This window comes from Lysinibacillus sp. FSL K6-0102 (assembly GCF_038003545.1).
Classification (GTDB): domain Bacteria; phylum Bacillota; class Bacilli; order Bacillales_A; family Planococcaceae; genus Lysinibacillus; species Lysinibacillus capsici.
The window spans coordinates 3,181,540-3,194,992 of sequence record NZ_JBBOPH010000001.1 but is presented as its reverse complement, the minus strand read 5'-3'; the positions used below and the strand labels follow the sequence as shown (position 1 = coordinate 3,194,992).

Sequence of the window (13,453 nt, the reverse complement as noted above, 5' to 3'; positions counted from 1 at the left end):
CATGCGCTATATGGATGACACAGTCGTCATGAAACGAATGACAAAGCGTATTACAGCAAATAAAGTTTGGAAAACTCTCTTTTTCTTAGCTACTACGTTTGCACTTGTTGCTTTAGCTATTTTACTGTACCGCATTGTGACACAGGGAATTGATTACTTAAATATCGATTTCTTGACGAATTTTGCATCACGATTTGCGGATAAGGCAGGTATCAAAGCTGCTTTAATCGGTTCGCTTTGGTTAATGGCAGTTGTAGCACCAGTATCGATTATTTTAGGAGTTGGTACTGCGATTTATTTAGAGGAGTATGCCAAGAAAAATAAAATCAATGACTTTATTCGCATGAATATATCGAATCTAGCAGGTGTTCCTTCCATTGTTTTTGGATTACTTGGATTAACTATTTTTGTACGTATGATGGGTCTAGGAAAAAGCATTTTAGCTGCTGGCTTTACAATGAGTTTGTTAATTTTACCTGTTATCATTGTAGCGGCTCAAGAGGCTATTCGTGCAGTGCCAAACGAACAACGTGAAGCTTCATATGGCATGGGTGCAACGAAATGGCAAACGATTTTGCGTGTTGTATTGCCAGCTGCCATTCCAGGTATTTTAACAGGAAGTATTTTAGCCTTGTCTCGTGCCATTGGAGAAACAGCTCCACTAGTTGTAATTGGAATTCCAGTTATCCTCCAGTTTTTACCGAATGGTTTACTGAGTCAATTTACAGCATTACCAATGCAAATCTATGATTGGGCAAAACGACCACAAGAAGCCTTTCAATACGTAGCAGCCGCAGGTATTTTAGTGCTTATGACAGTGCTGCTATTAATGAATTCGATTGCCATCTATATCCGAAATAAATTCCAAAAACGTTATTAATGAGGTGACCTTATGGTATTAGATTTTAAAGAGGAAAAAACAATTGTCAAACGGAACCAGGCAACGACTAAGCCTATAGCAGATGTGGCGAAAAATATTGTCTATGATACACGCAATTTAAACTTATGGTATGGTGATCATCATGGTTTAAAAGATGTTAATTTAAGCATCTATGAAAATGAAGTAACGGCTATTATTGGACCATCTGGCTGTGGGAAATCTACGTATCTAAAAACATTAAACCGCATGGTTGAACTTGTACCAATCGTACGTACATCAGGAGAAATTTTATATCGTGAGCGAAATATTTTAGATAAAAACTATACGGTAGAGGAATTAAGAACACGTGTAGGTATGGTATTCCAAAAGCCAAACCCGTTTCCAAAATCCATTTATGATAACATTGCCTATGGACCAAGAATTCATGGCATTAAAAATAAAAAAATTCTCGATGAAATTGTGGAGAAATCATTAAGAGGGGCAGCCATTTGGGACGAGGTAAAAGACCGTTTGAATCAAAATGCTTACGGATTATCAGGTGGTCAGCAACAACGTATTTGTATTGCACGTTGCTTAGCGATTGAGCCTGATGTCATCTTAATGGATGAGCCAACATCTGCCTTAGATCCGATTTCTACGTTGAAAGTGGAAGAGCTGGTTCAAGAACTGAAAAAGGATTATTCCATTGTCATCGTGACACATAATATGCAGCAAGCGGCACGTATTTCTGATCGTACAGCATTCTTCCTAAGTGGAGAGGTTGTCGAATACGATAAAACGGATGTTATTTTCCAAACACCAGCAGATCAACGTACAGAAGACTATATTTCGGGACGTTTCGGCTAAGGAGGAGCAATGAATGATCGTACGTGAACGTTTTGAACAAGAGTTAAAAGAGGTACAGGGGCAATTTCTTGCAATTGCTAATAGCAGTATCCTTGCATTAAAAACAGCTTTTGAAGCATTGGTAGAGCAGGATTTAGAAAAGTCTTTGAAAATTTTGGAGGACGATTTAATCATTAATCGCCTTGAAGAAGAAATTAATGACCATGTGATCCTAATGATTGCCAAGCAACAACCAGTAGCAACAGATTTACGCCGTCTCATGGTTCTCGTAAAGGCAGCTTCAGATATGGAAAGAGTAGGGGACTATGCGGTTAATATAGCTAAAGAAGCAATTCGAATTGGTAAGGAGCCGATGATATTCCCAATAACAAATCTCCAAACCATGTGCAATAAAACAGTAGAAATGCTAGAGAGCATCATGAAGGCCTTTACTGAGGAAGATACGGTACGCGCTAAAGAGATTGCAGAGTTAGATGATTACGTGGACGATTTATACGGGGCAACGATCACCCTTTTACTCCGTGCTGGGGTAGAAAATCCCTCCCATATTTCACAGATTACGCACCTAACATTTATTTGCCGCTATTTAGAGCGTTCTGCTGACCATGCTACAAATATTGCTGAACATCTATTTTACTTAGTAAAAGGCAAACATTATGAATTAAATAATTAAGAAAGAAGAGCTGCGTTTTAGCTCTTTTTTTCATTTGTAGAAAAAAATCTCCTGTGGCAGCAACATTGTCTTTGGCTGTAACGTCTTTATAGCAAGCGTTTTTGTATTGTCAAATTTTTTTTTTGGTTATACTATAGACATTATCCAAAAAATGTGGTGCTTAGGAGGTGCTGCTACATGAAAGATGCAATTGAATCCCTCATCAAGCAATTTGACAAGCAGTTGACAATAGAACAACTTGACTATTTACGTTTTCTCTATGAAAACCTACATATAGAGGAGTTAAGTGAAGGGGAACAACATTATTTTATCGATTATTTTTTCAAGAGTGAGCCATTACGAAATATGGCAGCATTTGCTCTGGAATTGACGGATATCATGCATGAAATCCAAGAGAATATTCCTGCTATTGAGAAGGCAGAACGCTTAGCAAATGGCAAAGAGCAACGCCAGTATTATGAACGAAAATGGTCAGAGCTTAGACGTCAAAAGCTTAAGCAACAGACAACGAAAAGCGGCAATATTTACTATGTACCCTTTCATGATTATCAACAAGACCCTGGCCCGATGATTATTTGTTTAGAACAAACGACAGGAATGGCCGCTTATTCTGAGATTTGTAAAAGTATGATTTTAGCGTTATTTATGAGTGCACATCGAGAAGGCCGTGATTTATACATTGTACCGTATGATCGGCAAATTCATGTCCACTACCGCTTTGAAAATGGTCATTTAAATTTAGCTGATTTTAAAAGTTTTATCGAATATAAGGCAAAGGGAGAGGCAGCCATTTTACCTGTTTTACAATTTGTGAAAGCATTGCTACAGGAAAATCAATTAGGTACAGAAGCAGATGTCATTATTTTTACAGAAGGAGCACCTATTGATGGGCAGCATCTCGTTGGCAAGCAAGCAAAAATGATGCTAAAGGAAATGAAGCAAAAATATCATGCTGAATTTTCGGTAATTGCCATGCATGAACATAACTTTAATAAACAGCAATTTTGGTTTGCTAGTAAGGCTTTTTTTGCAGATGATGCCATACAATAACAAGAACGGGGCTAACCATTACTGAAGGTCGGCTCCTTTTTGCTGGCGATACATAGGTAGTTATAAAGGAGAAATACATGGATTCATTACATTGGTTATTACCTAAATTTACAGTCCCAACCTGGCTAGATGGCTTAATTGCTGTCATTATTTGTTTAGTCGGGTGGCTTATTCAACGATTCATCATCAAAAAAATTATTCATCGTGTTGTGCTATTTTTAAAAGATCGTCAGCGCAATTTCCAAGCAAATGTACTGGCTCAATTTAGTAAAGCAATTGGCTATGCCTTTATGACGACTGTCATTGTGCTAAGCTTATCTTATTTAATAAAAGTCCCTTTATTTACACATCCATCAACAAAGAATTTTGTATTGTCTATTATGGTGTTTTTTGCTTTTAAAGGGATTTACGATGTTTTGAATTTTTATACGAAACAACCATTTGAATTAACAAGCGAAGAGGATCAGAATGTTTTACTACCGTTTTTTCTACGAATCGGTAAAGTACTTATCATGATTTTTGCTATGTTTACGATTGCTTCCTTTTGGGATTTTAATCTGAATGGCTTTTTAACTGGAATCGGCTTAACGGGTGTGGCGATTGCCTTTGGGATTCGCGATACACTAGCGCATGTATTTGGTGGCATGTCCGTAGCTTTAGATAATCCATTCCAAATAGGAGATTGGATTGCGACAGAGGATCAAAAAATTGAAGGAACGATTGAGGATATCAATTTAAGAAGTACGTTAATTCAAACAGGAGACAAAGGACTTGTGTATGTGCCGAACTCCTATTTAGTGAATCGCCCACTTTATAATTTATCTAAACGAGAAAAACGGAAATGTGAGCAATTTTTATATATCGCTGCTGCTAATAATGAGGAAGACATACGTAGCGCTTTAACGGCCATTCATAAGGAAATTTATTTACATGCTAAAACAGAGAAAGACATGATTCATGTATTTATAGATGAATTTCATCATGATTCGTATCGCGTGCTTGTTCGATTCTTTGTTGCCACAAATGATACCGCTGTTATGCTGGAAGTGCGGCAGGATATTTTATTTGCCATTCGTCAAATAATGGAGGAGCTATCGATTACATTAGCTAGCCATCCTGAAGAAGAAAGTCTGCGAAATAAAAAATAAATTGAATTGTAAGATAGTTTGCTTTACAATATTACCAAGAAATCAGCTTTGATGAAGAGTAGTAGCTAGTACAATTTGTTATAGAGAGCTAGTGGTTGGTGAAAACTAGTACAAATGTTTAGTGAATGGACTTCGGAGCTCTAATCCTGAAAAAAGTACGGATTAGCGGATGCCTACGTTACAAGGCTTAGAGAGGGTTTTCCTATCAGGAGACCAATGAAGGTGGCACCACGGCTTTTCCGTCCTTTTGTGATGGAAAGGCCTTTTTATATTTTTTTCTTTAGACGGCAAATGTTTTAGCTGAATGAAGAGAGAGCCTTTAGCAGATTTCTGCTGCTAAAGATAGATGAGGTGTAGATGAGCAGAGCTTAGAGAAGGAGAGAAGAGTATGACAGTTGAGCTTAGAAAGTATGCTATGAAAGTATTACATGGGGATATGATGACCCCGATCTCTGTGTATCAATCACTGAAAGGGCAGCATAAAATGTTGTTCGAATCCTCAGCGAAACATGAGGAAAGTGGGCGATATTCCTTTATCGCCATCAATCCAGTGGCTGAACTAAAAGGAAACAATGAAGAATTCGTGTTTTCAAAAGGAGCAGAAAATGACAAGGCTAGGGGCAATGTGCTTGATCGATTAAAAGAACTAATCCCCTTTCATAAAGAAAGCTATCCTTTTGCTTTCTTTGGAGGAGCTATAGGTTTCTTTGGCTATGAAACAGCATTTTACACAGAAAAAATAGGTGACTATTTACAGGATGATTTAGCTATGCCTGATGTTCATGTTTTTTTCTATGATACATTTATTGTTTTTGATCATCTAACACAGGAAATTACACTAGCTTCGATTGATTTATTTCAGGATGGGCGTTCATTAGAGGAGATGGAAGCTGCTATTACAAGGATGGAGCAACAGCTTTGTGCAGGAACGACCTTTGAGGTATTAAAGGTGGATGAGCTACAGTTTAAGCCTATGATTTCAAAGGAACGATTTGTTGCTTTGGTGGAACGTGCTAAGCAGCATATTTTGAGAGGTGATATTTTCCAAATTGTGTTATCGCAACGTTTTTCTGCGCCGTTTACAGGTTCGCCGTTCTCGCTCTATCGTCAATTGCGCACGTCTAACCCATCACCCTATATGTTTTATATGGATTATGGTGACTATATTATTTTAGGAACATCTCCTGAAAGTCTTGTGAAAGTAAAAAATCGAAAAGTGACAACCAACCCAATAGCAGGTACAAAGCCGCGTGGCACGACAATAGAACAGGATGAGGCCATCGCAAATGCGCTATTAGTGGATAGCAAGGAAATAGCTGAACACCGTATGTTAGTGGATTTAGGTCGCAATGATCTTGGACGTATTGCAAAAGTGGGTTCTGTCAAGCTAACCAAATACATGAAAATTGAGCGCTATAAATATGTGATGCATATGGTATCTGAGGTTATTGCCGAATTGCGAGATGACCTCCATGTACTGGATGTACTTCGTGCTTGTTTACCTGCTGGTACAGTGTCAGGGGCACCAAAAATTCGGGCCATGCAATTGATTAATGAATTAGAACCAGTAAAGCGTGGGGTGTATGCGGGAGCAGTGGGCTATATTTCGACAACTGGTGATATGGACTTGGCCCTCGCGATTCGCACGATGCTCATTAAGGATCAAAAGGCACATGTACAGGCAGGAGCAGGTATTGTTTATGATTCGATTCCATTGTCAGAATATGAAGAAACACTGAATAAGGCACGTGCCCTATTGGAGGTAAAAAAATGATTCTAATCATAGATAACTACGATTCTTTTACCTATAATTTATTTCAGCAAATCAGTATGCTTGGAAAAAGCGTCAAGGTCGTACGGAATGATGTCATTACTATAGAAGAAATTCAAAAACTATCGCCAGAAGCCATCATTTTATCACCAGGGCCAGGAACGCCAAATGAAGCAGGGATAACGATAGAGGTCATCAAGGAACTCTATCAAAAATTCCCTATTTTAGGTATATGTCTTGGGCACCAATCGATAGGTCAGGCTTTTGGCGCAAATATAGTACAGGCAAAAAATATTATGCATGGAAAGCTGTCCCCATTACAATACGAGCAAACAGGTTTATTTGCCCAATTAGATGGGGATATCGAGGTTATGCGATATCATTCACTTATTATTGAAGAACAAACTTTACACAAGGATTTTAAAATACTCGCCACAGCGGGTGATGACGGAGAAATCATGGCCATTCAACATAAAGAATATCCACTTTATGGGCTGCAGTTTCATCCTGAATCAATCGGCACAAAAGAAGGTAGTATGATGATGCAAGCCTTTCTAGAAAGTATAGCGTAATAAAAAAGCTGTCGCCTCATATATGAATGGGCGACAGCTTTTTATGTTATTGTTTCTTACCTGTAATTAAATTAGCTATTTCTTCTAAAGTCATGGCAGAATTGACTTCATAGGAGCCGATTTGTAAGCTTCTAGCATATTTAGGGTTAGCGAGTAGTAACTCCATTTCAACACTATTGGTAATAATGCCACCGTCTTCAAGTTTTTGGGCCACACTATAGGGTGTGATACCACTATAGATTTGCAGAGACATCGTTGTTACATCTGTATCTGCTTCTTCATCAGCTTGTTCAGATGCATCTGTTGTAGAAGTTTTTTCAGTCGTATGTACTTGCTTTAATTGATCCTTTAACGAGGCAATTTCCTGATTGGCCTTACTTAATTTGTTTTGTAGTTCTTTTACCTGTTGTTGATTGGAAAATTCCTTAGTAGGAAGACCAATATTTACATCGAAGCGGTTTGCGAGTGCAAGCAATGCCCCAACAAGAAAAATGGCTATACCAAATGCACGAATGGCAGACTTATTCATCAATCAACGCCCCCCGTTTGCAATCACTTGCCGAACTTGCTCTTCTGTTAAATTTGAGCGAATACTAATATCTGCTACAGAAAGACCCTGTTTATTTAATTCAAGTACCTGACTAATAATAATTTGATGAATCGGTTTTGCTGGTGCTGTTGTTTGTCCAACTTTTGAACTCTGTGCAGCCTGTTGAACGGCCTGCATGACTTGGTGCACTTTAGGATCTTGACCTTTTGGAGGGATACTTGATTTTGATTTCACTTGGAACTCAGGCTCTAGTAAAAGTTCTTCCTCCACAATCTTAAGGCGACGTTTTAAATTATTCGTTTCTTGGAAGATGGAGATAGATAATTCTTCGACATCTTGTTCGATTTTTTTCGAGCTATTTTTGAAAAAGAACGAAACGATGATCAGAAAAATGCCAATACTCATTAATACGATGGATAAATCCAATAGTTTCACCTCAATGTAGTATGTAATTATAAGATATTTTACCATATGCAAACTTAATATGAAATGAAGGTAGATTTTTTTTCAGATTATGTTATAATAGGTTAGTCGTATAAATCATGCTCAAATTTAAATTCTTGATATAGAGTGGGAGGGTTAATGATGCGCGTAAATATTACTTTAGCTTGCACAGATTGCGGCGAACGTAACTACATTTCTAAAAAGAACAAGCGTAACAATCCAGAGCGTCTTGAACTTAAAAAATATTGCTCTCGCGAGAAGAAATACACTCTTCACCGTGAAACTAAGTAATCGCTCATTAAGCCAAAACCACAAGTGGTTTTGGCTTTCTACATTTTATCACATCATTCAATGTAACAATTCCAGGAGGATATGAAGTTTTACGATATAGGAGGTAGCCTAGATGGATAAAACAACTTTACGAAACACGGTACGCCAAGCCCTTGCAACTATGACGGATGAAGACTATCATCGTCAATCATTAGCTGTGTTAAACAAGGTGCTACAGGAACCATATATAATAGAAGCAAATACAATTGGCATTACCATTTCAAATAAGCCAGAAGTCGACACAATTCTTATAATTGAGGAATTATGGAAACTAGGTAAAAAGGTCGCAGTTCCTAAATGTCACCCAAAAACAAGAGAAATGTCATTTTATGCCATTGAATCATTTGCACAGCTTGAAACTGTATATATGCATTTGCGTGAGCCCATTCCAGCAAAAAGTGAGTTTGTTGACGCAAATGAGATGGATATCATTGTTGTACCAGGCGTTGTTTTTGATCCATACGGTTATCGAATCGGCTATGGCGGTGGTTATTATGACCGCTATGTATTAAACTATAATAAGGGTAAGCTGATGTCGCTGCTCTTTGATGAGCAAATCATTGATTGTGTTCCTACTGAAGCACATGATTGCCCAGTAGATATCATTGTGACGCCCACAAAACGTATTGACTGTGTTGCACAACGAGGAGCGAATGAAAATGGATAAAATGCTAGATATTTATGAACTCTTGAAAACATATGGTACCTATATTTATACACGTGATCCTATTGGCGATTTGATGTTGATGGAGGATGAAATACGTGAGCTCTATAAAGCGAATGTACTAGATATAAAAGATTATCAAATGGCTCTACTGCTTATTCGACAAGAAACAACAAGACTTCGTATGGAAGAGCATAAAAAGTAATGTTTGAAATATAATGTAATTGGGTATTGTAAAATTAATGTAACATGTATGTAATATTCTTAAAAACAGTGGGTTTCCGCTGTTTTTATGTTTTTACGAAACTTTTTACAATGCAAAACGTATATATAGATATCTGGTGCATAGAAAGAGCAGGGAGAAAAAATTTTCCCTAAGATATGTGTTGATTATCTGTTAAAAAAGGATTAAGATATATTTTGTTTCCGTAACAAAATGTAAAAAATTATTATTTTTTTGTAAGGAAGTAGGGAGGATGTTAGGAATGAAATCAATAAAGTGGCCTAAACATTCATTTATGATACTAGCAATTATAGCAACTTGGATCAAAACGGTCATTGTTTACCACACAAGCTTTGAAATGAAAATTGAAAATGCAATGCAACAGTTTATTTTATTTATTAATCCATTAAGCTTCTTGCTATTTACGTATGGTTTATCACTATTCTTTAAATCAGCAAAAGCTAGAAATCGTTATTTGATTACGGTCAGCGTTATTTTGTCCATTGTTTTATACGGAAATGTAGCGTTCTATCGATTCTACAATGATTTTATTACGCTACCAGTATTATTCCAAACAAGTAACTTTAGTGACTTAGGAACATCAGTAGCAGCCATTGTTGAGCCTTGGGATGTATTATATTTCGTTGATGTCGTTATCTTAATCTTAGCGAATAAATTTTTACCAAAAATGAAAGATGCATTTAAAGTGAATATTGAATTCCGTCGTGCATTCTTTGTGCTTGCAATAGCAATGACATTCTTAAATTTAGGATTAGCAGAAACTGAGCGCCCACAATTACTAACACGTAGTTTTGACCGCGAATTATTAGTAAAAAACATTGGTACGTACAATTACCACTTGTATGACATTTATATTCAATCTAAATCATCTGCACAACGTGCGTTAGCCGATGGTAGTGAACTAGTAGAAGTGAACAACTATATACGTTCTAATCAGGCTGCTGTAAATCCAGAGATGTTTGGGAAATATAAAGGTCGTAACCTGATTGTGGTATCGATGGAGTCATTACAAAACTTTGTCATTAATAATGACATGAATGGTCATGAAATTACGCCATTCTTAAACTCTTTAACAAAAGATAAAGATACGTATTATTTCAGTAACTTCTATCACCAAACAGGGTTAGGAAAAACTTCTGACTCGGAGTTTATTGTTGAAAACTCACTGTTTGGTTTAGGTCGAGGTGCTGTATTCTTCACGCATGGTGGAAATACGTATAATTCAATGGCTGAACGCCTTGGAGAAAATGGATACTTTACAAATGTCATGCACCCTAATAATAAATCATTCTGGAATCGTGACATGATGTATCAATCGTTAAAAATTAATAAATTCTACGATATAGATTCATATACTGTGGAAGAGGGGCAAGCTGTAAACTGGGGAATGAAAGATGTTCCATTCTTAGAGCAATCAGCTGCTTTAATGAAAGATATGCCTCAGCCATTCTACTCTAGACTTATTACTTTAACGAACCATTATCCATTTACATTGGATCCAGAAGATATTATGATTCCTGAATATGATTCAAATTCAGGTACATTAAATCGTTACTTCCAAACAGTACGTTACATGGATGAGGCTTTAAAAGACTTCTTCCAACAGTTAAAAGATCAAGGTGTCTATGATAATTCTATTATTGTGATGTATGGGGATCACTATGGTATTTCTGAGAACCATAATAAAGCAATGGCACAATATTTAGGAAAAGATCAAATTACACCAATGGATAATGCAATGCTTCAAGAAGTACCTTTATTCATCCATATCCCAGGAGCGGGCGATGGAAAAGAAATGACTGAGATTTCAGGACAAATGGATTTACGTCCAACGATCTTACACCTTCTTGGCGTTGAAACGTCAAAAGATATGCAAATGGGTGCAGATTTATTTTCTCCAGAGCATGAGGACTTTGTAGTCTTCCGTGATGGACGTTTTATTACAGATAAATACGTCTATGCTGGTGAAGCTTGCTATGACAAAGCAACTGGCGAAGAAATAGATGGTGAGCCATGTCAGTCTTATGCTGATCGTGCTACAATGGAACTAGAAAATTCTGATGCCATCATTAATGGAGACTTACTTCGCTTCTATGACGAAAAAACAGGTAATTTAAAGCAGGATTCAGTTAAATAATCAAAGAGAGATCTCGTATAGGGATCTCTCTTTTTTATTGCTGATAAAAAAGAATTAGTCTCAAGCACTATTCATAAAATTTTTTTGTGAATCCTATGCTAAAGAAAACACTTTTCGCAATGTTTTACAACACTATGCAACGTGAATACACTTTATTGAACATTTCTTTTTATTGACAAATAGCAAGATACGATTATAATAAGTGTAAATATCTGCATAACGAAGATTTGTTTTTCGCATTTCGGAGTATAAGAGTGAAAGGCATCGAAAAGAACGAGTAACTTTAATGGAACTGACAGAGAGTAGCCGGTTGTTGAGAGGCGCAAGGGGATATTAAAGTGAATACATCTTGGAGCTGCGTACCGAAACTATAGTAGGCTACGACGGGGTTGCATCCGTAATCATTGCAAAAGTATCGCTATGGCTGTACTTGTTGAGGAGAGCTATGTGAATAGCTCTCGAAAAAAGGTGGTAACACGTTTATCTACGTCCTTTAGGAATTTCCTAAAGGCGTTTTTTTTATGCCTTCTAAGCAAAAACGTGTAAAGCTATTAAAGCCTTGTAAACAAAATCGGTACCCCATTTACTCTTATAGAACTTGCAATATTAATATTTAATATTACAAGGAGATGTTTCGTATGTTTTTAACACCAAAGGAGCAAATAGCGATTATCAAGAAGGGTGCTAACAAGATCGTTGATGAACAGGATTTATTTGAAAAATTAGAGCGATCGTATAAAGAACAGCGACCTTTAACGATTAAGCTAGGGCTCGATCCGTCCGCACCAGATATTCATTTAGGTCATGCGGTTGTTCTACGGAAAATCAAGCAAATGCAAGATTTAGGCCATCATGCAGTTATTGTTATCGGTGATTTTACAGGACGAATTGGCGATCCTACAGGTAAAGCTAAGGGGCGAACAGCCTTAAATGACGATATAGTGAAGAAAAACGCCCAAACTTATTGTGAGCAAATTTTTAAAGTAATAGATCCGAACAAGACAACTGTTCGTTTTAATAGTGAATGGTTAGCGAAGCTGTCCTTTGAAGAAGTCATCAAGCTAGCAGCCACAACATCTGTTGCTCGACTTCTAGAGCGCGAGGATTTTCAGAAACGTTACCAGCAGCACATCCCAATTGGTATACATGAGTTTTTCTACCCACTTATGCAAGCATATGATTCAGTAGAACTTGAGGCAGATATAGAGTTAGGTGGAACGGATCAGACGTTCAATATTTTAATGGGACGCACCTTACAAAAGCATCGAGGATTAGAAAAACAAATTGCTATTTTTATGCCCTTACTAGAGGGGTTAGATGGTATTGAAAAAATGAGTAAGAGTTTAGGTAATTATATTGGCATCAATGAAGCACCTGAGATTATGTTTAAAAAGGTGATGGAAGTACCAGATACTTTAATTATCAAATATTTCGAATTAGCAACAGATGAGCATCCACTACAAGTGCAGGCTATTCAAGATAGACTACAAAAGGGAGAGAATCCCCGCGATTTGAAATTCCTATTAGCAGAAATTATAACGGCTTTATACCATGGATCTACAGCAGTGGAGGAAGCAAAAGCTTATTTTGAAGCAGCATTTCAAAAAAAGGAAATACCGAAAAACATTCCTATACTGCTCTTAGAAATTGATAAGGAAAGAATCGTGGATATCATTCCACAACTAGTGGCAATGGGTTTTATTCAAAGTAAGAGTGAGTTTTTGAGGGTAATCAAGCAAAAAGGAGTATCCTTGAATGGAGAAAAAATGGCGATGGATGACATATCACAAGTATTAATGAATAATGATGTTCTACAAATCGGCAAGAAGCGGTTTCTTCAATTCAATAAGTAATAATAGACAAAAAAGAGCAATCTCCGAAGAGACTGCTCTTTTTCTGTCTGAATTTTAGTGTAATTTTGGTGGGTAACCGCTGTGAACAATCGTCATGATGACGAACCATCCGAATACAGCAGCACTTAATAAGTTGAAAACAACGCTTAATAGGTTCTTTTCTTTAATTGCTTGGAATGTACCAAATACAGCTAAAATCGCTACTAGACCAAAAATAACCATTAATAAGTTCATTAAAAATAGACACTCCTTTCGACATCAGAAAATGAATGTCGCAAACAATATTCCTCC

The 13,453-nt window shown here is 37.0% G+C and carries 15 protein-coding genes and 2 other annotated features; of the genes, 12 read left to right on the top strand and 3 right to left on the bottom strand.

What is annotated here, in order from left to right; genetic code table 11:
- The first annotated feature begins 1 nt into the window (after position 1).
- The 7 genes from pstA to NYE73_RS16250 all read left to right on the top strand — a co-directional run bounded on the left by pstA (position 2) and on the right by NYE73_RS16250 (position 6,940).
- Complete coding sequence (gene pstA, locus NYE73_RS16280) at positions 2 to 880, top strand: phosphate ABC transporter permease PstA (protein ID WP_048392246.1); 879 nt, start codon at positions 2 to 4, stop codon at positions 878 to 880.
- A gap of 12 nt (positions 881 to 892) precedes the next feature.
- A complete protein-coding gene (gene pstB, locus NYE73_RS16275; protein ID WP_048392247.1) occupies positions 893 to 1,726 on the top strand; it encodes a phosphate ABC transporter ATP-binding protein PstB in 834 nt (277 codons plus the stop codon).
- 13 nt (positions 1,727 to 1,739) lie between these two features.
- Positions 1,740 to 2,399 (top strand): phosphate signaling complex protein PhoU, encoded by a 660-nt coding sequence (phoU, locus tag NYE73_RS16270; RefSeq protein WP_048392248.1) that lies wholly within the window; start codon positions 1,740 to 1,742, stop codon positions 2,397 to 2,399.
- Positions 2,400 to 2,576: 177 nt separating this feature from the next.
- The gene (locus tag NYE73_RS16265; RefSeq protein WP_048392249.1) at positions 2,577 to 3,449 is read left to right on the top strand and encodes a hypothetical protein; all 873 of its coding nucleotides are present in this window, start codon (positions 2,577 to 2,579) and stop codon (positions 3,447 to 3,449) included.
- Between the two features lie 77 nt (positions 3,450 to 3,526).
- Entirely contained in the window at positions 3,527 to 4,597 is a 1,071-nt protein-coding gene (locus NYE73_RS16260; protein ID WP_048392250.1) for a mechanosensitive ion channel family protein, read from the top strand.
- A 39-nt stretch (positions 4,598 to 4,636) separates the two neighbouring features.
- Positions 4,637 to 4,847: a binding site (T-box leader), on the top strand.
- Between the two features lie 138 nt (positions 4,848 to 4,985).
- On the top strand, positions 4,986 to 6,371 hold the full coding sequence (gene trpE, locus NYE73_RS16255) for an anthranilate synthase component I (protein ID WP_103118432.1): 1,386 nt from the start codon (positions 4,986 to 4,988) through the stop codon (positions 6,369 to 6,371).
- Positions 6,368 to 6,940 (top strand): anthranilate synthase component II, encoded by a 573-nt coding sequence (locus tag NYE73_RS16250; protein ID WP_054549137.1) that lies wholly within the window; start codon positions 6,368 to 6,370, stop codon positions 6,938 to 6,940. The genes trpE and NYE73_RS16250 overlap by 4 nt, the downstream gene beginning before the upstream one ends.
- 46 nt (positions 6,941 to 6,986) lie before the next feature.
- Here the strand turns inward: NYE73_RS16250 and NYE73_RS16245 are convergent, their stop codons facing one another.
- Both NYE73_RS16245 and NYE73_RS16240 read right to left on the bottom strand, forming a co-directional pair.
- On the bottom strand, positions 6,987 to 7,469 hold the full coding sequence (locus NYE73_RS16245; protein ID WP_048392679.1) for a hypothetical protein: 483 nt from the start codon (positions 7,467 to 7,469) through the stop codon (positions 6,987 to 6,989).
- Between the two features lie 3 nt (positions 7,470 to 7,472).
- The gene (locus tag NYE73_RS16240; protein WP_231595624.1) at positions 7,473 to 7,925 is read right to left on the bottom strand and encodes a hypothetical protein; all 453 of its coding nucleotides are present in this window, start codon (positions 7,923 to 7,925) and stop codon (positions 7,473 to 7,475) included.
- A gap of 150 nt (positions 7,926 to 8,075) precedes the next feature.
- On the opposite strand from NYE73_RS16240, the gene rpmG reads away from it, so the two are divergent.
- From rpmG to tyrS, 5 genes are all read left to right on the top strand, one after another.
- A complete protein-coding gene (gene rpmG / locus NYE73_RS16235; RefSeq protein WP_008408521.1) occupies positions 8,076 to 8,225 on the top strand; it encodes a 50S ribosomal protein L33 in 150 nt (49 codons plus the stop codon).
- A gap of 112 nt (positions 8,226 to 8,337) precedes the next feature.
- Complete coding sequence (locus NYE73_RS16230; protein WP_259950857.1) at positions 8,338 to 8,931, top strand: 5-formyltetrahydrofolate cyclo-ligase; 594 nt, start codon at positions 8,338 to 8,340, stop codon at positions 8,929 to 8,931.
- Positions 8,924 to 9,133, top strand: coding sequence for a YqgQ family protein (locus NYE73_RS16225; protein WP_004231021.1), 210 nt, complete (start codon positions 8,924 to 8,926; stop codon positions 9,131 to 9,133). Before NYE73_RS16230 ends, NYE73_RS16225 begins: the two co-directional genes overlap by 8 nt.
- 280 nt (positions 9,134 to 9,413) lie before the next feature.
- The gene (locus NYE73_RS16220; RefSeq protein ID WP_048392681.1) at positions 9,414 to 11,309 is read left to right on the top strand and encodes an LTA synthase family protein; all 1,896 of its coding nucleotides are present in this window, start codon (positions 9,414 to 9,416) and stop codon (positions 11,307 to 11,309) included.
- Positions 11,310 to 11,564: 255 nt separating this feature from the next.
- Positions 11,565 to 11,806, top strand: a binding site (T-box leader).
- Positions 11,807 to 11,947: 141 nt separating this feature from the next.
- Positions 11,948 to 13,162 (top strand): tyrosine--tRNA ligase, encoded by a 1,215-nt coding sequence (tyrS, locus tag NYE73_RS16215; protein WP_259950859.1) that lies wholly within the window; start codon positions 11,948 to 11,950, stop codon positions 13,160 to 13,162.
- 54 nt (positions 13,163 to 13,216) lie between these two features.
- Here the strand turns inward: tyrS and NYE73_RS16210 are convergent, their stop codons facing one another.
- The gene (locus NYE73_RS16210) at positions 13,217 to 13,396 is read right to left on the bottom strand and encodes a DUF2759 domain-containing protein (RefSeq protein ID WP_004231029.1); all 180 of its coding nucleotides are present in this window, start codon (positions 13,394 to 13,396) and stop codon (positions 13,217 to 13,219) included.
- Positions 13,397 to 13,453 lie beyond the last annotated feature (57 nt).